25 protein-coding genes and 1 pseudogene are annotated in these 22,674 nt (G+C 71.6%); 10 read left to right on the plus strand and 16 right to left on the minus strand.

All coding sequences use genetic code 11. The annotated features are described in order from the left end of the window. The first annotated feature begins 55 nt into the window (after positions 1-55). Both AB0B76_RS15090 and AB0B76_RS15095 read left to right on the plus strand, forming a co-directional pair. Positions 56-1,666 (plus strand): family 10 glycosylhydrolase, encoded by a 1,611-nt coding sequence (locus AB0B76_RS15090; protein WP_360374836.1) that lies wholly within the window; start codon positions 56-58, stop codon positions 1,664-1,666. A 36-nt stretch (positions 1,667-1,702) separates the two neighbouring features. Then, positions 1,703-2,119, plus strand: a complete 417-nt coding sequence (locus AB0B76_RS15095) for a hypothetical protein (RefSeq protein ID WP_360374838.1) — start codon at positions 1,703-1,705, stop codon at positions 2,117-2,119. Positions 2,120-2,185: 66 nt separating this feature from the next. On the opposite strand, the gene AB0B76_RS15100 is transcribed toward AB0B76_RS15095, so the two are convergent. From AB0B76_RS15100 to AB0B76_RS15110, 3 genes are all read right to left on the minus strand, one after another. Further along, positions 2,186-2,380 (minus strand): CsbD family protein, encoded by a 195-nt coding sequence (locus AB0B76_RS15100; RefSeq protein ID WP_360374840.1) that lies wholly within the window; start codon positions 2,378-2,380, stop codon positions 2,186-2,188. A gap of 24 nt (positions 2,381-2,404) precedes the next feature. Next, positions 2,405-3,004 carry a DedA family protein gene (locus AB0B76_RS15105; RefSeq protein ID WP_360374842.1) on the minus strand — a complete coding sequence of 200 codons (600 nt, stop codon included), beginning with the start codon at positions 3,002-3,004 and terminating at the stop codon, positions 2,405-2,407. A 71-nt stretch (positions 3,005-3,075) separates the two neighbouring features. Continuing rightward, on the minus strand, positions 3,076-4,038 hold the full coding sequence (locus AB0B76_RS15110; RefSeq protein ID WP_360374844.1) for a sigma-70 family RNA polymerase sigma factor: 963 nt from the start codon (positions 4,036-4,038) through the stop codon (positions 3,076-3,078). Between the two features lie 60 nt (positions 4,039-4,098). Here AB0B76_RS15110 and AB0B76_RS15115 point away from each other — a divergent pair, with 60 nt between their 5' ends. Then, entirely contained in the window at positions 4,099-4,755 is a 657-nt protein-coding gene (locus AB0B76_RS15115; protein ID WP_360374846.1) for an RluA family pseudouridine synthase, read from the plus strand. Here the strand turns inward: AB0B76_RS15115 and AB0B76_RS15120 are convergent. Beyond that, complete coding sequence (locus AB0B76_RS15120; RefSeq protein ID WP_360374848.1) at positions 4,752-5,489, minus strand: CPBP family intramembrane glutamic endopeptidase; 738 nt, start codon at positions 5,487-5,489, stop codon at positions 4,752-4,754. The two genes, AB0B76_RS15115 and AB0B76_RS15120, sit on opposite strands and share 4 nt — an antisense overlap. A 71-nt stretch (positions 5,490-5,560) precedes the next feature. Next, positions 5,561-5,914, minus strand: a complete 354-nt coding sequence (locus tag AB0B76_RS15125; protein WP_360374850.1) for a helix-turn-helix domain-containing protein — start codon at positions 5,912-5,914, stop codon at positions 5,561-5,563. A 47-nt stretch (positions 5,915-5,961) separates the two neighbouring features. Between AB0B76_RS15125 and AB0B76_RS15130 the strand changes: the two genes are divergently transcribed. After that, on the plus strand, positions 5,962-6,753 hold the full coding sequence (locus tag AB0B76_RS15130) for an SDR family NAD(P)-dependent oxidoreductase (RefSeq protein WP_360374852.1): 792 nt from the start codon (positions 5,962-5,964) through the stop codon (positions 6,751-6,753). Here the strand turns inward: AB0B76_RS15130 and AB0B76_RS15135 are convergent. Further along, positions 6,685-7,503, minus strand: coding sequence for an ABC transporter permease (locus AB0B76_RS15135; RefSeq protein ID WP_360374854.1), 819 nt, complete (start codon positions 7,501-7,503; stop codon positions 6,685-6,687). The genes AB0B76_RS15130 and AB0B76_RS15135 overlap by 69 nt on opposite strands. Beyond that, positions 7,500-8,330 carry an ABC transporter ATP-binding protein gene (locus AB0B76_RS15140; protein ID WP_360374856.1) on the minus strand — a complete coding sequence of 277 codons (831 nt, stop codon included), beginning with the start codon at positions 8,328-8,330 and terminating at the stop codon, positions 7,500-7,502. Before AB0B76_RS15140 ends, AB0B76_RS15135 begins: the two co-directional genes overlap by 4 nt. 110 nt (positions 8,331-8,440) lie before the next feature. Here AB0B76_RS15140 and AB0B76_RS15145 point away from each other — a divergent pair, with 110 nt between their 5' ends. Then, positions 8,441-9,322, plus strand: coding sequence for a MarR family transcriptional regulator (locus AB0B76_RS15145; RefSeq protein ID WP_360374858.1), 882 nt, complete (start codon positions 8,441-8,443; stop codon positions 9,320-9,322). A gap of 53 nt (positions 9,323-9,375) precedes the next feature. On the opposite strand, the gene AB0B76_RS15150 is transcribed toward AB0B76_RS15145, so the two are convergent. The 6 genes from AB0B76_RS15150 to AB0B76_RS15175 all read right to left on the minus strand — a co-directional run bounded on the left by AB0B76_RS15150 (position 9,376) and on the right by AB0B76_RS15175 (position 16,017). After that, positions 9,376-11,979, minus strand: a complete 2,604-nt coding sequence (locus tag AB0B76_RS15150) for a lamin tail domain-containing protein (protein WP_360374860.1) — start codon at positions 11,977-11,979, stop codon at positions 9,376-9,378. A 169-nt stretch (positions 11,980-12,148) separates the two neighbouring features. Beyond that, on the minus strand, positions 12,149-12,568 hold the full coding sequence (locus AB0B76_RS15155) for a MarR family transcriptional regulator (RefSeq protein WP_360374862.1): 420 nt from the start codon (positions 12,566-12,568) through the stop codon (positions 12,149-12,151). Then, positions 12,561-13,949 (minus strand): MFS transporter, encoded by a 1,389-nt coding sequence (locus AB0B76_RS15160; RefSeq protein ID WP_360374864.1) that lies wholly within the window; start codon positions 13,947-13,949, stop codon positions 12,561-12,563. Before AB0B76_RS15160 ends, AB0B76_RS15155 begins: the two co-directional genes overlap by 8 nt. A gap of 69 nt (positions 13,950-14,018) precedes the next feature. Further along, positions 14,019-14,672, minus strand: a complete 654-nt coding sequence (locus tag AB0B76_RS15165; RefSeq protein WP_360374866.1) for a hypothetical protein — start codon at positions 14,670-14,672, stop codon at positions 14,019-14,021. Positions 14,673-14,784: 112 nt separating this feature from the next. Further along, positions 14,785-15,756 (minus strand): hypothetical protein, encoded by a 972-nt coding sequence (locus AB0B76_RS15170; protein WP_360374868.1) that lies wholly within the window; start codon positions 15,754-15,756, stop codon positions 14,785-14,787. Between the two features lie 84 nt (positions 15,757-15,840). Then, a complete protein-coding gene (locus AB0B76_RS15175) occupies positions 15,841-16,017 on the minus strand; it encodes a hypothetical protein (protein WP_360374917.1) in 177 nt (58 codons plus the stop codon). Here AB0B76_RS15175 and AB0B76_RS15180 point away from each other — a divergent pair. Further along, the gene (locus AB0B76_RS15180) at positions 15,955-16,407 is read left to right on the plus strand and encodes a TnsA-like heteromeric transposase endonuclease subunit (protein WP_360374909.1); all 453 of its coding nucleotides are present in this window, start codon (positions 15,955-15,957) and stop codon (positions 16,405-16,407) included. The genes AB0B76_RS15175 and AB0B76_RS15180 overlap by 63 nt on opposite strands. A 19-nt stretch (positions 16,408-16,426) precedes the next feature. Here AB0B76_RS15180 and AB0B76_RS15185 read toward each other — a convergent pair whose 3' ends face one another. Beyond that, positions 16,427-17,338 (minus strand): LysR substrate-binding domain-containing protein, encoded by a 912-nt coding sequence (locus AB0B76_RS15185; protein WP_360374870.1) that lies wholly within the window; start codon positions 17,336-17,338, stop codon positions 16,427-16,429. 327 nt (positions 17,339-17,665) lie between these two features. Between AB0B76_RS15185 and AB0B76_RS15190 the strand changes: the two genes are divergently transcribed. The 4 genes from AB0B76_RS15190 to AB0B76_RS15205 all read left to right on the plus strand — a co-directional run bounded on the left by AB0B76_RS15190 (position 17,666) and on the right by AB0B76_RS15205 (position 21,235). Beyond that, positions 17,666-18,400: an SDR family oxidoreductase gene (locus AB0B76_RS15190; protein WP_360374872.1), complete on the plus strand. Its 735-nt coding sequence runs from the start codon at positions 17,666-17,668 to the stop codon at positions 18,398-18,400. 331 nt (positions 18,401-18,731) lie between these two features. Further along, positions 18,732-19,355, plus strand: a complete 624-nt coding sequence (locus AB0B76_RS15195; protein ID WP_360374874.1) for an NAD(P)-binding domain-containing protein — start codon at positions 18,732-18,734, stop codon at positions 19,353-19,355. A gap of 212 nt (positions 19,356-19,567) precedes the next feature. Then, the gene (locus AB0B76_RS15200) at positions 19,568-20,509 is read left to right on the plus strand and encodes an SDR family oxidoreductase (RefSeq protein WP_360374876.1); all 942 of its coding nucleotides are present in this window, start codon (positions 19,568-19,570) and stop codon (positions 20,507-20,509) included. 57 nt (positions 20,510-20,566) lie between these two features. Continuing rightward, positions 20,567-21,235 (plus strand): NAD(P)-binding domain-containing protein, encoded by a 669-nt coding sequence (locus AB0B76_RS15205; RefSeq protein ID WP_360374911.1) that lies wholly within the window; start codon positions 20,567-20,569, stop codon positions 21,233-21,235. A 311-nt stretch (positions 21,236-21,546) separates the two neighbouring features. Here AB0B76_RS15205 and AB0B76_RS15210 read toward each other — a convergent pair whose 3' ends face one another. Both AB0B76_RS15210 and AB0B76_RS15215 read right to left on the minus strand, forming a co-directional pair. Further along, positions 21,547-21,792, minus strand: coding sequence for a response regulator (locus AB0B76_RS15210; RefSeq protein ID WP_360374878.1), 246 nt, complete (start codon positions 21,790-21,792; stop codon positions 21,547-21,549). 69 nt (positions 21,793-21,861) lie between these two features. Continuing rightward, a pseudogene (locus AB0B76_RS15215) lies at positions 21,862-22,674 on the minus strand (hypothetical protein); the annotation flags it as partial.

A 22,674-nucleotide genomic window follows, 5' to 3' on the forward strand; every position in this document is an offset into this window, starting at 1 on the left:
AGAACTTCCCGGATTGACTTGCTTCGACCCCCGGTCCCACCGGCAGACTGGGCCGGTGCATCACCGCCGGCCCGCCGCCACCTCGGTGCTGCCGCTCGTCGTCGGCCTCGTGCTGGTCCTGCTGGGCGGCGTCGGGCTGGCCCGCATGGTCTGGGACGACGCCATCAACACGTCGTCCGACTCGCCCGCCACGGACCGCATCGACCGCAACGCCGACCGGGCGGACCGGGCCACCGACCCGCGCGCGGCCCGCTGCGGCGGCGCCGCGCTGAGCGCGCCCCGGGAGCTGCGCGGGGTGTGGATCACCACCGTCGAGAACATCGACTGGCCCAGCCGGCCCGGGCTCCCCGTGGACCAGATCAAGCAGGAGTACCTCGGCTGGCTCGACCTGGCCCAGCAGCGCAACCTCAACGCGGTCTTCGTGCACGTGCGGCCCAGCGGTGACGCGCTGTGGCCGTCCGACTTCGCGCCCTGGTCGGAGTGGATCACCGGGGTGCGCGGCCAGGGCCCCGGCTTCGACCTCATGCAGTGGATGATCGACGAGACGCACCGGCGCAACCTCGAGTTCCACGCCTGGTTCAACCCGTACCGCGGCAGCCAGCCAGCCCCCTCCGGGGCCGGCTCGGACATCAACAAGCTCGCCCCCGACCACCCGCTGCGCAAGCACCCGGAGTGGGCGGTGGTCTACCCGTCGGCCGGCACCACCGGCAGCCGCCTGCACTTCAACCCGGGCATCCCCGAGGCGCGGCGGTTCGTCGAGGACTCGATGCTGGAGGCGGTCAAGAAGTACGACGTCGACGGCGTGCACTTCGACGACTTCTTCTACCAGTACCCGGTGGCCAAGCAGGACTACCCGGACGACGCGGCCTACCAGCAGTACGGCGGCGGCAAGAGCAAGGCCGACTGGCGCCGCGACAACGTGAACACGCTCGTCAAGGAGATGAGCGAGCGGATCAAGCAGCTCAAGCCGTGGGTGAAGTTCGGCATCAGCCCGTTCGGCATCTGGCGCAACGACGGCACCGACCCCGCCGGCTCGCCGACCCGCGGCCTGCAGAGCTACGACGACGTCTACGCCGACACCCGGCTCTGGGTGCAGCAGCAGTGGCTGGACTACATCGTCCCGCAGCTGTACTGGAACATCGGCTTCGACGTCGCCGACTACGCCAAGCTCGTGCCCTGGTGGGTCAATGTCGTCAAAGACACGAGGGTGCAGTTGTACATCGGGCAGGCCGACTACCGCGTCGGGCAGGCCGGCCCGTGGTCGGACCCGGCCGAGCTCGACCGCCAGCTCGCCCTCAACCGCAAGTACGCCCAGGTCACCGGCAGCGTCCACTTCAGCGCCAAGAACCTGCGGGCCGACACGCTCGGCTCGGTCGCCAAGTACTCCGGCGACTTCTACGCCACGCCCGCGCTGCCGCCGGTGATGAAGTGGCTGCCGAACAACGCCCCGGCCGCGCCCGCCCTGTCGAGCGGGTCCGACGGCGACAACGTGAAGCTGAGCTGGAAGGGCAAGGGCGCCTCGGCGGCCGTGTACCGGGTCGAGAACGGCGCGGCGAAGCTCGTCGCGACGCGGCGCGGCGGCGACGGGGAGTTCAGCGGCCCGAAGGGCACCTACTGCGTCACCGAGCTCGACCGGTCCTGGAACGAAAGCCCTCCCGCGGGGTGAGCCCCGCTCATCCGGGTGGCCCGAAGGCTGGCCGCCATGAGCAGCTTCATCTCGGACCAGGACTTCACGACGCCGGCGCACATCCGCCTGGAACCGGTCGAGCCCGAGCGGCCCGCCGGTCGCGGCGCGCGGAACCTGCCGCTGACCATCGTCTTCCTCGCCGCGGTGTGGCTCGTGGTGTCGGCGGTGCCGTTCGGCTACATCGGGGCCGGTCGCTACGACGCCTTCTGGAGCGACGCGGTCACCGGCATCGCCCTGGCCGTCACGACAATCATCCGGCTGCTCAACCCCCACGCGGCCGGCTTCACGCCGATCATCGGCGGCCTGGCCGGCTGGTTGCTCGTGGCGCCGCTGGTGCTGCAGTACGGCTGGTCGGCGTCCACCGCCAACGACGTCGCCGTGGGGGTGCTGATCCTGACCTGCGCCGCGCTCGGACCGGACGAGAAACCCTGAAACGCGGGCGGGCCGCCCCGGTGAGGGGCGGCCCGAACTCCGTCGCGGTGGTTGAGCGGTGAGTGATCAGCGGTCGAACGTGTCGGCCACGTCGTGCCCGGCGTCCTTCACGTGGTCACCGGCCTGCTTGGCCTTCGCGGCGGCGCGCTCAGCGGCGCCCTCGGCCTGCAGCCGCTCGTTGTCCGTGGCGTCGCCGTACTTCTCCTTGGCGGCACCCTTGAGCTCTTCGGCCTTGTGCTCGACCTTGTCCGTGAAACTCATTGTCGGTCCCTTCCACGTTTTCGGTCACGCCTTGCTGATTACTGGTTGCCCGGCCCTGCGGGCCCGCAAACGCAGCCGCCGTGCCACCGTCGTCACACCGGTCAGGACGAACGACAGTGCGATGCCCAGCCCGGCGGCCGCGAACGGGTTGTCGGTGAACACGTTGCCGCCCAGGTAGCCCAGGCCGACCACGTAGATGCTCCACAGCAGCGCGCCGACGCCGAGCGCGGGCAGCAGCCGGTGCCGCGGGAACTGCGCATACCCGCTGACCAGCGCGACGGTGGTGCGCCCGAGCGGCACGAACCGGCCGCCGGCGACGATCGCGCCGCCGTGCCGCTCGAGCAGCCGCGCCACCCATCCGACGGCCTTCCAGTAGCGCTCGTTGCGCAGGAACCGCTCCACCAGGCGCCGCCCGCCGCGCCGCGCGACCTCGTGTACGACCACGTCGCCGATGAACACCGCGGTGACCGAGGCCAGCAGCACGGCGGCCACGTGCAGGTGCCCGTTCGCGGCGAGCGCCCCGCCCGCGATCACGCTCGTCTCCGCCGGTACCGCCGGAATCACACAATCCAGCACCAGCAGCACGAAGATCACGAGGTACGCCCAACCGGCCATCGACTCCATGCCATCTACCGTGCCGTCCGGCGGTCGCGGAATCAGCGGTGCCAGCCCGCCGATCCACAGGGGGGTTTCCCCTACCCGTAGGTGTTTCGGGCCACGAACTCGGTGAAGACCCGGGGATCGTGGAACGCGGTCAGCTCCCGGATCAGGCCGCCCTCGACCCGCACGACGCCGACGGCGAACGGGCGCTCCCCGGACTCGCCCGGCGGCGTGTGGTACACGACCATCGCCGGGTCGCGGTTGGCCCGCGTGAGTTCGGCGCGGATGCGCCCGACGTGGAACGGCGAGCCGGGCGGGACGCTGCTCAGCAGCGTGGCGGCGATGGCGTCGCGGCCGAGGTACCACATCGGCAGCGGCGGCATCACGGCGCGCGCCTCGTCCGCGAGCAGCCTCGCCATGCCCTGCACGTCGGCGCGCTGGAAGGCCTCGACGTACCGCCGTAGCACCTCCTGCTCGTCCGGGTCGGGGCCGCGCTCGGGCGTCCAGTCCTCGCCGCGCTCCGGCAGCCGCTCCCGCAGGGTGGCCCGGGCCCGCTGCAGGGCACTGTTGACCGCCGGGGCCGTGACGTCGAGCAGCTGCGCGGTCTCGGCCGCCGACCAGCCGAGCACGTCCCGCGCGACGAGCACGGCCCGCTGCCGCGGCGGCAGGTGCTGCAGGGCGGCCAGGAACGCCAGCTCCACCGTCTCCCGGGCGACCGCGCGGGTCTCGGGGTCGGCGTCGAGCACCCGGTCGGGCAGCGGCTCCAGCCAGGCCACCTCGGCGCGCGGAGGGAGGTCGACGCCGGGGCTGGACGGCGGGCCGAGGTCCATGGGCAGAATCCGCCGCTGGGCGCTCTTGAGCACGTCGAGGCAGGCGTTGGTGGCGATGCGGTACAGCCACGCACGCACCGACGAGCGGCCCTGGAACGCGTCCCAGCCCTTCCAGGCACGCAGGAACGTCTCCTGCACCAGATCCTCGGCCTCGTGGAAGGAGCCGAGCATCCGGTAGCAGTGCAGCTCCAGCTCCCGCCGGTGCGGCTCGAGTTCGGTCAGGTCCATGTGAGCCCCTTCGTCGCAGCGTGCGAGATTAAGACGATGTGGGCGGAGTTTCGTGAGCGCGTGATCCTGGAGGACGACGCGATCCTGGTGCTGGACAAGCCGGTCGGGGTCTCCGTAATGGGCGAGCGGCACGAGTCCGACCTGGTGCGGATGGCGGCCGACGCGGGCGAGCAGCTGTTCCCGGCGCACCGCATCGACAAGGTCACCTCGGGCGTGATCCTGTTCGCGAAGGACCTGGCCGTGCACGGCGGGCTCACGCGGCAGTTCAACAAGCGCACGGTGGAGAAGGCGTACCTGGCGGTCACGGCCCCGGGCGGGCTGCCGGCCACGGGCCGCATCGACCTGCCGCTGAGCGTCGGCCGCAAGAACCGGGTCCGGATCGCGGCGCCACGGGAGAGCATCGTGCTCAAGGATGACACCTGGACCGTGCCGGCGTCGGCGGTGTTCGACACCGTCCCGACGTACCCCTCGACGACCACGTTCGCGGTGCGCACCCAGACCGGCGAGCGCGCGCTGCTGGAGGCGTACCCGCACACCGGCCGCCGCCATCAGATCCGCGTGCACCTGGCCTGGGTCGGCCACCCGATCGTGGGCGACCCGCTCTTCGAGAAGAGCCCGGCCGGCCGCACGTACCTGCACTCCTGGCGCCTGTCCTTCGACCACCGCGGCGAGCGGGTCACCGTGGAGGCGCCCATGCCCGAGGAGTTCGCCCTCTAGGACAGCACCGCGCCCAGGGCGAGCAGGATCGCCAGGCTGTTGGTCAGGCAGTGCGCGGCGATGCTGATCCGCACGCTGCGTACCCGCAGCATGATCGCGATGAGCAGCAGCTGGGCGACGAACACGAAGACGAACTTCTCCGGCTGCCAGTAGTGCTGCAGCGCGAACAGCCCGGCCGAGGTGACGACCGCGAGGGCGCCACGCACGGGCAGGCGGGGCAGCAGGTAGGCCCGGAAGTACAGCTCCTCCACCGCGGGGTTGAACAGCCCGTCGACCGCGAGGGTGAACAGCAGCGTGCCGACCATGGTCGAGACCGGGAACGCGTCGGAGTCCGGCGGCAGGAGCCAGGAGGCCGGGTACCGGTCGAGGATCCGCTGCTCCAGGGGTGCGAGCAGGACGACGAGGCCGACGGCCATCGCGGTCACGCAGGGCAGGATCGTGAGGTACAGCCGCAGCGGGAGCTTGCGCCGGAACGCCAGGATGCCGGGCAGCCCGCGCCAGGACCAGCCGGCCGCGCGCAGCAGCAGGCCGAGCTCGATCGGGGTCAGCACGAACGCGAAGGCCAGGGTGAGCGCGAACTGCGGCGGCAGGTGCCAGGCCCGCACGAGCGGCCCGAGCGCGAGCGCGGCGGCGAAGGTCGCGGCGGCCGGGAGCAGGTGCAGCGCGAGTACCGTAGGCCACGTCATCCTGGTTCGCCGGGTGTCCGCGGCCTGCGTCAGGACGGTCGTCGTCATAGACCCGACGCTATGGAATCGGCCGCGGCCGTCCCAGCCTGCTGAGCGGAGTCTTCGGGGTAGTGCCCGCCCTACCCCGCGACCTCAGGCGGGCACCATTGACGCACGGCGAAGTCGGTCAGGGGCGCCAGCGCGGACATGAGCGCGGCGCCCTTCGGCGTGAGGGCGTACTCCACCGACGGCGGCACGGTCGGGAACACCGTGCGCTCGACCAGCCCGTCGCCCTCCAGCGTGCGCAGGGTGCGGGTGAGCATCCGCTGGCTGATCCCCTCGATCGCCCGGTGCAGCTCGTTGAACCGGTAGGCCCGCCGGGCCAGCAGCGAGAGCACCAGCAGCGTCCAGCGGTCGCCGATGCGGCGCACGACCGCGGTCACCGGGCAGCCGTCGTACTCGGCGACGGGCACACGCGTGTGCGTATCCAACATCAAAGTGCCTCCTTACGCGCCTGCCGCCAGCGTACTGAGATCGAGGCATGAGCCCCAGAACAGTGGTGATCGCCGGCGGGACCGACGGGATGGGCCGGGCGACCGCGCTCGCCCGGCACGAGCGCGGCGACAGCGTGTACGTCATCGGCAGCAGCGCCGCCAAGGGCCGCACGCTGCCGTCCGGCATCGCCTTCCTCCAGGCCGACCTGAGCTCGGCGGCGGCCGTCCGCGACGTGGTCGCCGAGCTGACCGGCCGGCTGACGGCCCTCGACGCGCTGGTCCTGTGCGCCAACCGGCTCAGCCCGCGCCGGCGGGAGACGCCGGAGGGCCTCGAGTACACCTTCGCGCTCTACTTCCTGGCCCGCCACCGGCTCGGCGAGGGCCTGCGCCCGCTGCTGGAGGCGGCCCCGCGGCCGGTCATCGTGAACGTCGCCGGGGTCGGCGTGACCAAGGGCGAGATCGCGTGGGACGACCTGCAGCTGCGCGCGGGGTACTCGATGGTGCGGGCCCAGATGCAGGCGGGCCGGCTCAACGACCTGCTCGGCGCCGGCTACACCGGCAAGGCGCGCTACGTGCTGTACCACCCCGGCTTCACCCGCAGCGGGGACCGCACGCCGCTGGGTCCGCTGGCCCGGGCCGCGCTCGGGGTGCTGTCGCGACTGGCGGCGCGCCCGGTCGCGGAGTCGGCCGCCCCGATCGTGGCGCTGCTCGACGACCCGCCCGCGGCCCAGCTCACCGCCCTGGACCGCGGGAAGGAGCTGCCGCTGTCGCTACCGACCCTGGCCCCGGCCGCCGCCGCCCGGCTGCGGTCGGTGGTGCAGGGCGAGGCGTTCGCGTAGGACGAGCGGGGCCAGGGCCAGCCCGGCCAGCGCCCAGACGGCGAGCACCGCGGCGGTCTCCAGGGGCCGCCAGGAGCCGCCGATCTCGACCGCCACCGCGTCGGCCGGGAGCAGGGCCGAGCGCATGCCGAGGCCGAGCCAGTACACCGGGAAGGCCTGCGCGATCCCCTGCACCCAGCCGGGCAGCGCGGTGATCGGGTAGAAGATGCCCGAGATGCCGATGACCGCGAGCACCGGCAGCGTCAGCAGGCCCTGGCCGCGCACGGTCGGGAACAGCGCGCCGAGCACGGCCCCGATCGGCAGGGTGGCGAGCAGGCCCAGGGCGAGCACCCAGGCGACGGTCGCCGCGTCCGGGGTCCGGGCCGGCGGGATGATCAGCAGCGCCGGCCCCAGGAAGATCGCGAGGTCCACGAGCAGGCCGAGCGCGACGGCGAGGACCTTGCCGACGAGGTACGCCCGCACGCCGCCCGGGGTCGCCCGGGCCCGCAGCAGGGTGCCGTCCTCGCGGTCGGCGGTCAGCTGCTGGCTCATGGTCACCATGGCCATCGACGCGTTCATGCCGAGGATCGAGGGCAGGACCAGGGCGCCCAGCGGGACGCTCGCGCCGCCGAACGTACGGTGGCGCAGAAAGTACAGCGTGACAAGCATCAGCGCGGGCCAGAAGCAGTGGTTGAACAGGTCGGCGGGGTTGGTCAGGGACTGGCGCAGCTCGATGCGGCCGCGCGCCCAGCCCAGGCGCAGCGCGTTCACCGCCGCACCAGCCCGAGGTAGGTGGTCTCGAGCGAGGACCGGCGGATCTCCAGGTCCTGCACCGCCTCCCCGAAGCGGCCGAACAGCTCGAACGCGAAGCGGGTCGGGTCGGGGGTCGTCTCGGCGTACGGCCGGCCGTCGATGCGCCAGCGCACCTCGTCGGGGCCGGCCAGCTCGGCGGCCGTCCCGTCGGCGATCACCCGGCCGGCGTCGAGGATCACGATGTGCGCGGCGAGGCGCTCGGCCTCGTCCAGATCGTGCGTCGTGAGCAGTACCGTGCTGCCGTGCTCGGCGGTGACCTGCCGCACGAGGTCGTGGAACTCGCGCCGGGCGTGCGGGTCGAGGCCGGCGGTCGGCTCGTCGAGGAACAGCACCTCGGGCCGGCCGACGAGCCCGAGCGCCAGGTCGAGCCGGCGGCGCTGCCCGCCGGAGAGGGTGGCGATGCGCTGCCGGGCCTGGTCGCCGAGGCCGACGGCGGCGAGGAGCTCGTCGGGGTCCCAGGCGCGGGCGGCGTAGTACCGCGCCTGGTGGGCGAGCAGCTCCCGGACCCGCCACTTCGCGTGGTCGCGCCACGACTGGAGCACGATCCCGACGCGGGCCCGCCACCGCTCGTCGCCGCGCGCGGGGTCGGCGTCGAGCACTGTCGCCCGCCCGCCGGTCCGCGTCCGGAAGCCCTCGAGGATCTCGATGGTGGTGCTCTTGCCGGCCCCGTTGGGCCCGAGGAGCGCGAGGACCTCCCCGCGGCGCCCCTGGAAGGTGACGCCCTGCAGGACGTCCTGCTCGCCGCCGTACCGCATCCGCAGCTCTTCGACCTCGATGGTTTCCATATTTGCGAACGTAGAAATCTCGCTCGTCTCTGGTCAATCGAACGTTGCATCCGGCTGCCAGGAATTGCATAGGATTGCAATGGGTTCGGGTCTAATGCAACGATGGGGCCATGCCGGGGGCGCGACTGACACGGGAGGACCGCGAGCGGATCGCGGCCGGGCTTACCGACGGGCTCGACTACGCGGAGATCGCGCGGCGCCTGGGCCGCCCCACGTCGACGGTCTCCCGCGAGGTGGCCCGGAACCTGCGCACCGGCGGCTACCGCGCGGAGCAGGCCCACCAGTCGACGCTGCGCCGCCGGGGGCGCCTGCCGGCCGCGCCCGAGCGCCCGCGGGACGGCGACTTCGAGCAGCGCTTCGCCTCGCTCATGGTGGAGACGGGGCTGCCGCGGATGGCGGCGCGGGTGCTGCTGGCGATCGTCACCACCGACGCGGGCGCGCTGACCGCCGCCGAGCTCGTCCAGCGCCTGCACGTGAGCCCGGCCTCGGTGTCGAAGTCCGTCGCCTACCTGGAGTCGCTCGACATCGTGCGACGGGAGCGGGCGGAGGGCCGGCGGGAGCGGTACGTCATCGACGACGACGTCTGGCTGCGCACCTGGATGACCAGCGCCCAGGCGCACGCGAAGTGGGGCGCGGCGGCGCGCGAGGGGGCCGCGCTCCACGGGGCGGACTCCCCCGCCGGGATGCGGCTGGAGCGGATGGGGCGGTTCTTCGACTCGCTCAGCCAGGACATGAGCGCCGACTACGACCCGGCGGTCGCCGACGACATGCTCACCGTGATCGCGGCCCTGGTCCACGCCGGTGGGCCGTGTGCTCCCGATGCGCTGGCCGGGGCCCTGGGCTGGCCGGATGCCCGGGTGGCGGCGGCGCTCTCCCTGGCGGCCGAGCGGCCCGACTTCGCCGATCCGGTGACGCCGAAGCCGCTGCCGGACGGGCGGTATCTGGCCGTCGCCAACGAACAGCGCCTCGCGTCTCGCTCAGTTTCGAAATGAAACGGCCCCCGCCGGGCGGCGGAGGCCGTTCCTCTGTGTAGGGCGTGCGCGGCTCAGCCCGTGAAGGACTCGCAGCGCGCGCCGGAGTTGGTGTTGTTGCCGCGGCCCGGGTGGGCGGCGTCGGTGCCCGCGCCGCAGTCCAGGGTGTCGTTGCCGCTGCCCGCGGTCACCGCGTCGGCGCCGGCGCCGGTCGAGACGTTGTTGTTGCCGTTGCCCGCGTCGACCGTGTCGTTGCCCGCGCCCGTCGCGATGGTGTCGTTGCCCGACTCCGTGTGGACGGTGTTGTCGCCGCCGCCCGCGTTCACCACGTTGTTGCCGCCGCCCGCGTCGATCCAGTCGTTGCCGTCGGCCGTGGTGATGGTGTCGTTGCCCGGGCCGGTCGTGATGCAGTCGGTGCCGCCGTTGCCCTCGACCACGTCGTTGCCGCCGCGGCCCAGGATGAGGTCGTTGCCGCCCGTGCCGGCCAGGCGCTCGTTGCCCGTGCCGCCGACGACGACGTTCTGCACCGCGATCCCGGCGCACGCCCCCGCGGGCTGGCTCGCCGCGCGGACCTGGACCGGGCCCGTGGAGGCGATGCCGGTCAGCGCGTCGTCGTAGGTGACCGAGCCCCCGGCCGCGACCGTGAGCAGGATCGGCTGGGACTTCACCGCCACGGTCACGACCGCCGGCTCGCCCGACAGTGTCGCGACGCGGTCGGCGCCCACGGAGTAGACGCCCGCGCCCAGGGCGATCGTCGCCGCGCGGCCGTCGAAGTGCACCTGCAGCGGGGCCGCGCCCGCGCCGACGGTGAAGGTCAGGCCCGGCTCGACGGTGACCGTCCGGCCGGCCCGGTCGAGGATGCGGCCGCCGGTGAAGTCGTCGCCGGCCGTGCCCGGGTGCGGGTCGACCGCGTCGTACACGCCGTCGTCGTCCGCGTCGGGGTCGGGCACCGTGCAGGCGATGGTGCCGGCGCGCAGCGCGTGGCCCTCGTCGTTGGTGTCGTCGGACCACCAGACGCGCTTCTGGCCGGCCACGCACTCCGACTGCGGCGCGACCGCGAAGCCCTCGTTGTTGTAGTTCGGCATGCCGGCCGGGCGCTCGTACACCTTCGTCACCGCGAGCTTGCCCGAGGTGTCGACGTCGAGGGTGGCGGTGCGGCCGCCGCAGGTGTCGTCGCAGGCCGCCCAGATCGGGCCGGTCTCCGGCTCGTACTGCAGGTCCATCACGCTCACGAAGCCGCTCGCGATGGTGGCGACGCGGGTGTACGAGCCGTCGCCGGACAGCGCGTACGCGTAGATGGAGCCGTTCGCCTCGAGCCCGACGAGGAACAGGCCGCCGCCGTGGTTCGGGTAGGTCGCCGGGTCGTACGCCGCGCCCGTGTGCTCGTCGCGGAAGCCCTTCGCGGTCAGGTACGAGTCCGGGACGAAGGTGATGCCCTCCAGTCCGCTGTTCGCGGCGACCGGCGGCAGGTCCGCGGTCAGGTTCCACTCGCTGGTGATCGCCCCGGTGGCCGGGTCGAAGCGCTCGACGGCGGGCCGGCTGACGCCGCTGTTGGCGTTGTCGCGCTCGGTGGAGAGGTAGATCGCGCCGTTCGCGAGCGTCACGCCCTCGGCATCGGGGTCACCGGTGCCGCCCGGGTAGTGCAGCGTGTACGTGGCCGCCGGGCTCCATTGGGTGCCGTCCCAGCTCAGGCGGTACAACGTGCCGGGCCCGTTCTTGACGGCCCAGAGCGCTCCCCGGTCATAGAAGAGCCCGGAGATGTTGCCGCCGAGCACGTTGGCGGCGTCGGCCGTCGTCACCGCGGAGCCGCCCGGCCAGGGCAGCGCCGGCGTCTGGCCCGGGCACGCGTTGGCCGTGCCCTTCGTGGCGGCGGTCGTGGTGGCGAAGTCGCCGGTGCCATCCGGGCAGCGGCCGTACGTCGTGGCCGCGTGCGCCGTCCAGGAGTACGAGTCGACAAGTGCGCCGCCCGCGGTGAACAGCCGCGCGGAGTCGGCGCCGCCGAGGCCGAACACCGGGTCGACGTCCAGCGCCACGAACCCGCCCCCGGCCAGCGTCGTGCCGGCCGCGATGGTGAAGACGTGGGTGTCGTCGTTGTCCTTGAGTACCCAGCCGGACAGGTCCACCACGCCCGCGCCGGTGTTCGTCAGCTCGATCCAGTCGCCGGGGGTGCCGCCGTTGGACTCGACCTCGTTGATGCGCACGGTCGCCGCGCCCGGCTCACGGCAGTCGTTGGCCGCGCCGCGCGTCGAGGACGTGGTGGCCCGGAACTCGCCGGTGCCGTCGGGGCAGCGGCCGTAGGTGGTGGCCGCGTGCGCGGTCCACGAGTAGGAGTCGACGAGGGTCGCGCCGTCCGGGAGGTACAGCCGCGCGGAGTCGGCCGCCCCGAGCCCGAAGGCGCTCTCCACGTCCACCGGCAGGAAGGCGCCCGCGCCCAGCGTGGTGCCCGCGGCGATCGTGTAGACGTGGGTGTCGTCGTTGTCCCTGACGACCCAGCCGGACAGGTCCACGGGCGCGGTGCCGGTGTTGACCAGTTCGACCCAGTCGCCCGGCGTGCCGCCGCTGGACTCGACCTCGTTGATGCGGACGGCCGGCCCGTCGGCCGCCTGGGCCGCCGGCCCGAGCGCGACCAGCGGCGCCGCGGCGAGCACCGCGGCGATGAAGAGGGTTTTCGTGCGCACGAGCGCAGCGTCGGCCACGGCGGCGAACCGCACGTGAACGGCGCGCGAACGGCCCGCAGGTCAGGCCGTTCGGGGGAGCGTGCCGTCCCCGGCCTGGCGCCGCCGTCGGCGGGTGAATCGAGCGTGACATGTTGCTTTGATGACTACATAGCAACACGTGCCGCGGGCATCAGGAGTCCAGCTTCGCGACCAGGCGCGCCAAGTCGTCCAGCTCCGCCGGTGACAGGGCCAGCATCTGCGGCGGCGGCTGGGTCAGGATCGCCTCGGCCCGTGCGGCCTCGCTGCGGCCCAGGTCCGTCGTCGTCACCAGTTTCGCCCGGCGGTCCGACGGGTGCGGCTCCCGGCGCACGAGCCCCCGCCGCTCCAGATCGTCCACGACCAGTGTGGTGTACGGCGCATCCGTCTGCAGCCGCGCGGCCAGTTCGCGCATGGTCAGCGGCGAACCCGCCAGGCGGCGCAGGGCCTTGATCCGCACGAAACTCAGGTCCAGCGCCTCGCAGACCTCCTTGCGCCGGTCGTGGCGCTCGTGGACGAGGGCCAGCATCGCGCGCCAGACCGTGCCGGCGCGTTCGGCATCCGCTTCAGACATCGACGAGCTCCGCATCGGGTTGTCGGCGTTTCGCCCAGGTACCGGTCGTGAGCGTACCGACGACGAGGATCGCGGCGCCGCACCCGGCGATGATCCACCATCCCGTGTGGCTGGCCGGGCTGAAGCCGGCCGACATCGTTCGGCCGTGCAGGCCCGCGGTGACCACGGCGCCCAGGATCGCGATGCCCAGGACCGAGCCGAACTGGCGGCTGGTCGAGGCGAACGCCGCGGCCACTCCGGCCTGGGCCACCGGCAGGCCCGAGACGGCGGTGACGGTGATCGGCGGGTTGACCATGGCGAAGCCGATGCCGAAGGCGACGTACGCGGCCAGAATCCACGGCAGCGGGGTGTCCGCCGTGAGCCCGCTGAGCAGGACCCCGCTGGCCAGGATGCCCGCGCCGCCGACCAGCAGTGACGGGCGCGGGCCGCGGGAGCCGACCAGCCGGCCCGAGAGGGGGCCGAGGACCACCGTGATCGCGGCGATCGGCAGGGTGAGCAGGCCCGCGCGCAGCGGGGACAGGCCGCGGACGTCCTGCAGGTACAGCGTGTTGAGCAGCAGGAAACCGGCCAGCGCCCCGAACGCGGCGACGGCGATCGCGGTGGCGCCGGCGAACGGGGGGCTGCGGAAGAGCGTGATGTCGACCAGCGGCTCGGGGCGGCGCGGCTCGACCAGCAGGAGGGCCACCAGCGCCAGCAGGGCGACCAGGCCGACCAGCGGCTGGTGCTCGATGATGGCGAAGGTGGCGCTGGCCAGCAGGACCAGCACGATGACCTGACCGGGCACGTCGACGCGGCGCGGGCGCGGGGCCCGCGACTCGGGCACGAACAGGGCGCTGAGGACGATCGCGGCGATGCCGATCGGCACGTTGATCCAGAAGATCGTGCGCCAGCCGACGGTCTGGACGAGCAGGCCGCCCACTACCGGGCCGAGCGCCATGCTGATGCCGACGACGCCGGCCCACACGCCGATGGCGCGGGCGCGCTCGCGGCGGTCGGTGAACACGTTTGTGATGATCGACATGGCGACGGGGTTGAGCATCGAGCCGCCGATCGCCTGCACCACGCGGAACGCGATCAGCCAGCCCAGCGTCGGGGCGAGCCCGCACAGCAGCGAGCCGATCGAGAAGACCACCAGGCCGGTCTGGAAGACGCGGCGGCGGCCGAGGCGGTCGGCGGTCGACCCGCCCAGGATCAGGAGGCTGGCCAGGACGAGCGTGTACGCGTCGATCGCCCACTGCAGGCCCGACAGCGGCGCGTCCAGGTCCCGCCCGATCGCCGGCACCGCGATGTTCACGATGGTGTTGTCGAGGCCGACGATGAGCAGGCTCAGGCAGCAGATGCCGAGGATGAGCAGGCGCCGGCCACGTGATTGTACGACCATAATAGTTATGTTCGTACAACAAAGTGTCCGGCGCCAGCGCTGGAGCCCTACTGCGGCTCAGATCACCATCTAGTTGGTCCCGCCCGGGTTGCCGCCGTTGGGCATGCCGCCGCCGTTGGCCTGCTCCAGGGCCGTATCGGTGATCGTGGTGGCGGTGACGGTCGTGCCGTCGACGGTGCCGACGACGGTCACGGTGTCGCCGGCCTTGACGTCGGCGACCTGGTCGTTGCCGTTGTCGACGGTCGTGGCCGAGCCGATGACGAACGTCGTCGCGTGCCCGTCGGCGCTCTTGGCGGTGATCGAGGTGGTGCTGATCTCGGTGACCGTTCCGCTCTGGAGGCGTTTCGTGGTGTACCCACCATTGCCGTCGGAGGCCGTGAAGTCCCCGTAGAGCGCGCCGGAGAGGCCGCCCGCCCCGCCGCCGAAGCCGCCGCCCCGGCCGCCCGGGCCACCCTGGCCGCCCTGGCCGTTGGCGCCCCCGGGCCCGGCCTGCGTCGTCGTCGACGAGGAGTCGCCGCTCGCGGCCTTGATGACGGCGAACCCGCCGCCGCCGATGACAAGGGCCGCGACGACGCCGACGACGATCATCTTGACCTTCGAGGACTTCGCCGGGGGCGCCGGGGCCGCCGCCGGCGCGAGTCCGGCGGCGGCCTGGGGCCGGGCCGCATCCGCCCAGACCGGGGCGGCGGCGGGCGGCTGCGGGTCGGTGGTCTGGCTGCTCATGACGTGGCTCCCTGAATCCGGCGGCCCCGCTGCTAGGAGCCGCTCACGAGTAACCATCGCGGGGCTGCCTGGCACGGGGCCGTCCGAATCTTTGGAGCCACCTGTGAACCGATCAGACCGCCACGAGCTCGGGCTCGGCCGCCTCGACGGCGGGCCGGCGACCCTTGCGCAGCGCGGCGATCCCGGCCAGGGCCAGGCCCGCGACCGCCCACACGACGAGCACGAGCACGTGCGGCCCGGCGCCGGCGCCGTCGAAGAAGGCGGTGCTGCGCAGCAGCGACCCGGCCGCGCCCGGCGGCAGGTACTGCCCGAGCGCCCCCCAGCCCGACGGCAGCATCTCCGGCGCGCTGGTCAGGCCCGAGAGCGGGTTGCCCAGCAGCATCATGGTCGCCGCGCCGAGCGCGAGCCCGGCCGTGCCGAGCAGCGCCTCGAGGCCCAGGATGGTCAGCGCCGTGGCGGCGATGGACAGCGCGACGACACCGCTGTTGACCCAGTAGTCGCCGTCGAGGGAGCCCAGCCAGTACTGCAGGATCGCCACGAGCGCGAACCCGCCCGTCACGGAGAAGGCGAGCGCGCCCGCAACCCGGCGCCCGGTGCCCACGATGAGGCTGGTGAGCAGGCCCGCGGCGGCGATGCCGCCGAGGACCAGCGGCAGCGCCCCGGCCGCCAGCCCGGCCCCGCGGGGGTCGTCGACCGGCAGCGGCACGAGGTCGCGCACGGCCGCCTCGCCAGGGGTCGCGCTCAGGCCCTGGGCGACCTGCTGGAGCGCCTGGGCGACGGCCGGGCTCGCCGCGGAGGCGACGATGAGCTGGGGCTTGCCGCTGGTGAGGTCGATCGCGCCGTACACCTCGCGGTCGCGGATCAGCCGCTCGGCCGCGGCTGTGTCGGCGACGGTCCGCACGTCGAACGCGCCCGGCCGCCGGGCCTCGAGCTGCTGGACGAGCTGGGCGGTGGCGGGGGCCGGGCCGGCGACCGCGAGCGGGATGTCGTGCACGCCGGCCCGGGTCGCGGGCCACGCGAACGCCACCATGATGAGGCTGAGCAGTGCCGTGAGCAGCAGGACGACGCCGGCGACCTTCCGCATGACCATCTCCCAAAAGGAACGTTCGTTCGCTATTTTCCTCAGGGTGTACTGCCGCCGCCCGCTCGTCAAGAATGAACGTTCGCTTTACTGTGCGATGCCCGTCACGGCCGGGCGCGCGCGGGCGTGCTCGGACGCGGGCGGCAGCGTGAACGTGAAGCGGGAGCCGCCGCCCGTCTGTTGGACTTCCAGGTCGATGTGGTGGCCTTCGCGTCGCAACCGTTTTGGTTGTCGTGGCGACACGAGGATCGAACGCGTCGTCATGTGCCGGACTTCTTCGCTCGGCAGGCTGACGGCTCGGGTGTCGTGATCGACGTCCGTCCTGACGATCAGATCCAGCAGGCCGACGCGGAGGCGTTCGACGCGACGGCACGGGCCTGCGCCGAAGTGGGCCGGCTGTTTCGCCGCGTCGGTACACCCGATCCGGTGTTGGTGGCGAATCTGCGCTGGCCGGCTCGGTATCGCCATGCCCGTTGTAATGGCCGGCGCGATGTGGTCGCGTCCCTGGTTGGCGTGTTTGCCCAGCCGACCGGGTTGCGACACCCGCTCTGTCGGTCGGCCGATACTGCCTCGGGATGTCTCGTCGGCCCTCGACAGATCACATCATCCGTGCCGATTCGCCGCATTCTCGATGAGATCGAGATCAACGGGTAAAGTTGCCTCGCTGAATTAATCAGCCGTGCTGTGCAACGGCGCCGCTTCCAAGCTGCCACATTTCATAGTTCCCACATTCTGCGGTTATCTCGGCCGCCGCCTGAGCCGCGGTGAAGAAGTCGTCGACCACCGGCGAGGTGCGCGACGCCGCCACCGCGAGGCACACCTGGTCGGGCGCCAGATCCGGGATGGGGACATAGCTGACTTCCGGATGTGAGTAGAACACGGTTGCCGAACGGGCCAGGAACGAGATGCCCCGGCCGGCCGCGACATGTTCGAGTGTCTCGTCCACCCCGCGTACCAGGTATCCGGCGTTAGGGTGCGGGCGCCTGGTGGGCTGCGTGTTCGTGTCCATGTGCCAGACCAGCGGCTCGCCGGCCAGGTCGGCCTCGGTGATGTGCTCCTTGCCGGCCAATCGGTGGCCGGCGGGCAGCACTGCCACACGAGGTTCGGTGTACAGCGGGGTGACGCGCAGGCCGGTCTCGTCGATGGGCAGGCGCACGTAGGCGATGTCGATGCGGCCGTCGAGCAGCATCGCGGCCTGGTCGTCCCATTCGATCCGCTGCACGTCCACGATCACGTTCGGGTGCTGGGTGGCGAACTGCCGTACCGCTGGGGTGACCACGATGCCCGCTCGGAAGCCGACCGTCAGCCGCTGGCTGCCGCGTGCGGCCACGGTCACCCGGTGGCGGACCGCGTGCGCGGTGGCCAGCAGCGGGCCGGCGTCGGTCAGCAACTGCCTGCCGGCGTCGGTCAGCATCACGCCGTGGCTGTCCCTTGTCAGCAGGGGGGTGCCGAGATCCTGTTCCAGGGCGCGGATCTGCCGGCTGAGCACTGGCTGCGCGATGTGCAGCTCATCGGCGGCGCGGCCGAAGTGCAGCTTCTCGGCGACGGCGACGAAGTAGCGCAACTTGCGCAGGTCCAGATCCATGGAGCCTCCCGGTCCGGCGATGCCTCCAGGGTATCGCAACCGCTGAAAGAGGTCTTGGACACCCATTCAGGCCAATGGCACTCTTAATAGGTACCTGATGGGGCCGGAGCGAATTCGGTATAAGAATTCGCCCTCGGACTTGGTAGCGGGGCCCGGAACCGGCACGGGCACATGATGAATTGAGCCAGGCCCGCCGCGTCATTCGACGGCATCGACGACACAACCGTCAACAACGGCGCTCCGACCAGCCGTCGAATACGTCTTATACACAGTCTTGTGCATAAGAACCGAACTGTTTTGGATACTCATCAATTCAACGGAGTGATCGTGGGAAAGCTCGATGGCAAGGTAGCGGTGATCACCGGCGGGTCCACCGGCATGGCACTGGCCGGCGCCCAACTGTTCGTCGAGGAAGGAGCGCATGTCTTCATCCAGGCCCGGCGGCAGGAAGCACTGGACGACGCCGTCAAGTTGATCGGCCGCAACGTCACCGCCGTCCAGGGTGACGCGGCCGAACTGGACGACCTGGACCGCTTGTACGACACCGTCAAGCGGGAAAAGGGCTCGATCGACGTGCTGTGGGCCAGTGCCGGGATGGGCGAACCCGCCGTCCTCGGCGAGATCACTGAGGAACAGTTCCACCGCGCCTTCTGGCTCAACGCGCGCGGCACCCTGTTCACCGTGCAGAAGGCCCTGCCGCTGATCAACGACAACGGCTCGATCTTCATGACCGGATCCAACGCCTCCCTCGGCGCCTTTCCTGGCTGGAGTCTCTACGCGGGAAGCAAAGCCGTCCAGCAGGCCTGGGCCCGTGTCTGGCTCAACGAACTGCGCGACCGCAAGATCCGGGTCAACGTCCTGACCCCCGGCCAGGTCGCCACCGCCAAACAGGAAGAACTGTTCGACGAGGCAACCAGGGACGCATTCGAGTCCCTCATCCCCCGCGGAAAGATGGGCCGCCCCGAAGAAATCGCCACCGTCGCCCTGTTCCTCGCCTCCGACGACTCCAGCTACGTCAACGGCCTGGAACTGGTCACCGACGGCGGCACCACCGCCATCTGAACCACACCAGGAATGCCATATTTTGGCGCCCGCTGCCGTCCGCCGTCGAAATGCAGGGTCACCTCGCGCCTCTCGTCGGCATGCCGCCCTGGGAACTGCACACCGAGGGAGGGTAACGGTCACGGGATGCCCTGGTCCCATGTCCTTGACTTGACCCCCTCTTTTGGGATGGCGGCAGGTTCACGCATCCCAACCTACCGGCGGAAGACGAGCCGGAGGTGCCGGGAAAGGCGCGGCAGTCGGCCCGGAAACGTCGCGGCCGACGCCCTGCGCCTGACCCGGCACGAACGAGACAGAGCGACACCTCGAGAACAGGAAGAGAGCACACCTCATGGGCAGCATCACCCTCATCGGTACGGGGAACATGGCCCGTGCCATCGGCACGCTCGCGGTGGCGGGCGGTAACACCGTCGAGGTCATGGGACGCGATCAGTCCAAGGCCGATTGGCTGGCCAAGGCTCTGGGCGGCGGCTCGACGACGGGCAAGTGGGGCGCCGTCCCGGCCGGGGACATCGTCATCACGGCCCTGTTGTACGACGGTGTCGTTCCGGTCGTCGCCGAGTACGGAGACGCCCTCGCGGGCAAGGTCATCGTCGACATCAGCAACCCCTTCAACGCCTCGTTCGACGGACTGGCCCACAGCGAGGAGACCTCGATCGCGCAGGAAGTCGCCAAGGTGGCCCCGGCCAGCGCCAGCGTGGTGAAGGCATTCAACACCATTTTCCGTAATGTCCTGGAGAAGGGCCGGCCAAACGTCTTCATCGCTGGCGACAATGCGCAGGCCAAGGCGGGCGTGGCGGCATTCATCGAAAGCCTCGGGCTGCGCCCTCTGGACGTCGGCGGCCTGAAAATGGCGCACTGGCTGGAAGGAATGGGCCTGGTCACGGTGGGCCTCGCCGGCAACGGGGTTGGCCACGGAGACTTCGCCCTCGGCGTCAACGAATTTACCGGCTGAGCCCCCGGCGCCGAGCAGCCGGCGAACGGAGCCCCTGGACGCCGGAGGCCTGGAGACGGCGCACTGGCTGGAAGGGACGGGTCTGCTGATGATCAGCCTGGCCCGCCACGGCGTGGGGGACTTCAACTTCGCCCTCGGCGTCAGCAATCTCAGCTGAGCACACCCGCACCACCACTTCTCGCGCCACCTCCTCACTTATAAGGAACAGCAGCATGCGCGTCTTCGTCACTGGCGGGACCGGCCATTCCGGTTCGTACATCGTCCCCGAGCTCATCGCCGCCGGGCACGAGGTCACCGGCCTGGCCCGGTCAGACACGGCCGCGGCGGCGCTGTCCGCGCTCGGCGCGAAGGTACGCCGCGGCGAGCTCGAGGATCTCGACGGGCTCAAGGAGGCGGCCGCGGACTCCGACGGCGTCATCCACGTCGCGCACCGACAGGACCTGCTTTTCTCCGGCGGAATCCACGCCGTGGCCGTCGCGGAGGTCCCAATCATGCTCGCCTACGGTGAGGCATTGGCGGGAACCGGAAAGCCGCTGGTCGCGGCGGGGAGCATCGGCTCGCCCGGGCAGGGATTCCTGGGCCGGATGGCCACCGAGGAGGACCCGGCCCTTCCCAGCGGCGATGAGCACAAGGGCACCCTACGGGCTCGTAACGTCGTGGAGACCACCGTAATCGGCCTCGCCGAGCAGGGCGTGCGGTCTTCGATCGTGCGGTTCGCCAACATCGCGCACAGCACGACCGATCGTGCCGGCTTCCTCCCGACGCTGATCGCGCTCGCGAAGGAGAAGGGCTTCATCGGCTACCCCGGAGACGGCGCGAACCTGTGGAATGCCGTGCACATCCGCGATGTCGCCTCCGTGTTCCGCCTGGCGCTGGAGAAGGGCCCGGCCGGCAGATACTGGCACGCGGTCGACGACGGGGGCATCCCGTTCCGCGAGATCGCCGAGGCCATCGGCAGCCGTCTGGGCCTGCCCGCCGTGAGCGTTCCCGTGGACGAACTGGTGCTGCCGGGATACTTCGGGTTCCTCGCGAACATCGTCACGCAGAGCTACCCGGCGTCCAACCTCGTCACCCGCCGGACCCTCGGCTGGGAACCCGCTCAGCCCCGCCTGCTCGCCGATCTGGACAACGGCCACTACTTCCCCGCCGACTGACCGCAAGGACCCGAATCGCCACGAGTCCGGCACATGACAAGGAGGACGGTTCAGAATATGACCACTGTGGGATTCATCGGCAGCGGCGCCATCGGCAGCACCATCGCGAGGCTCGCTGTCGAGGCCGGGCATCAGGTCGTGCTCAGCAACTCACGCGGTCCCGAAACGCTCGCAGACACGGTCGCGGAACTGGGGCCACGGGCGTCTGCGGCGACCAGCGGGGAAGCCGCAGCGGCCGGTGACATCGTCGTGATCACGGTGCCGGTCAATGCCTTCCCCAACCTGCCCGCCGCGCCGCTTGCCGGGAAAACGATCATCGACACATGCAACTACGGCCCCGAGCGTGACGGGCACATCTCCGAGCTCGACAACAAGTCGCTCACCTCAAGCGAGCTGCTGCTGCGGTACATCCCGGACGCCACGGTCGTGAAAGCGTTCAACAACATCTTCTTCAAGCACCTGCTGTCACTCGCCCGCCCAGCGGGGGCGGCCGACCGCTCGTACCTGCCGATCGCCGGGGACTCCGCGCCGGCGAAGGCGGCGGTGACCGCATTCATCGAATCCATCGGGTACAGCGTGCTGGACGCCGGACCACTGGCCGACAGCTGGCGGCAGGCGACGGGCACGCCGGTATGGGGGACCCCGTACGGGCCGTACTCGAACGAGAAGGGCCAGCCGGCCGGCGAGGACGCCATCCGCGCGGCACTGGCCACCGCAACACGGTAAACCGCGAGTGGACGCGAGCCGCGATACGGTCCGGCTGGGTTATGGCCACGCTCGGTAGGCCGCCGGCCGGGGCATAACGCAGTGGCACGCCATTCGCCCGAGTTTCCTACGAGAGTCTCAAGCAGCGACATAGAGGGTTCCGTCTACGTCACGCGGCCATCGTTCGCTGCATCCAGCGCAGCCACTCCGCTCGGCGCGGGCAGCAGATGGCGTTGACCGTCCGCGTCGGCCAGACCCGGGGCGAGCTGCCCGAAGATTGGCGGCCGGCCGGTATCCAGTTCAGCTCCCCTTGGCAACGAATAACCGCGCATTCATCGGCCGACACCGACGTCCTCTTCTGCGATCCGCGCCATCCGTACCGCGTCCGCCCGCAGCCGCTGGAGCAGCTCGATGCCGTCCAGGCCCGGCAGGTCGACGTCGAGGATCGCGGCCTCGGGCAGCCCGTGGCGGGCCACCGCGGCGAGCGCCGCGGCCCCGTCCTCGGCGGCGAGGACGTCGTGGCCGTCGGCGATCAGCCGCTTGACGATCAGGTCGCGGACGTCGGGCTCGTCGTCCACCACGAGCAACCGTGCTATGCGGCGCCCCCCGCCTCTCCGCTACCAAGATCGGCAGCGGAGGGACGGGTCTTACTTGGTGGGCAGAATTCCCTGGAGGTGGCGGCCGTTCACGGCGGTGCGGCGGCCCGCGTCGACCTCGCTCTTCCAGGTCCGCACGTAGTTGGAGGCGGTCAGCCGCTCGACGTCGTCGAGGTCGAGCAGGTCGCCCACCATGGTCGTCAGGGCCACCACGTCGCGGCGGTCGTTGGCCGGGACGCTGTCGTGCAGCACCTGGTACACCTGGTTGCGCAGCGACCCCTCCCGCACCACCGTCGGCGGGGTGAGCGTCGGCTCCTCGGCGATCTCGAGCACGTCGGCGGCCTCGTGGGTCACCGGCGCGGTCCGGCTGCGCGGGCGGCGCGGCGCGGGCGCGGCCGGGAGGATGCCCTCGAGGTCGGCGCGCAGCCCGCCCAGCGGCGAGGACGCGACGACCGGCCCGAGCTCCGGCTCGGCGGCGGCCTCGGTCGCCCGGGCCACCGCCTCCCGGGCCGCCCGGCGCTCCGCCTCTTCGTAGCTGAGCCGGGGTCCGGGCAGCGCCTGCTGCTCCTGCGTGTCGATGATCGGCAGCAGGTCCGGCTCCGGGGCAACGGCGGGCGGGGGCGCGGCCACGGCGGGCGGGGGCGGCGTGCTCCCGGTCATGGCGGCGAGGCGGGCCGGGGCCAGGTCGGCCGCGATGAGCGCGGTCAGGCCGTCGTAGTCGGCGCCGTCGGCGAGGCGGACCGCGATCTCGTCGAGGTCGTAGACGGCCACGGCGATGTCCGCGGTGGTCGGGTCGACCGCGGCGCGGATCTTGCGGTGCAGCACCTTGGCGATCGCGGAGGTCCGCTGCTCCTTGCGCTTCTC

Source organism: Dactylosporangium sp. NPDC049140, assembly GCF_040648435.1.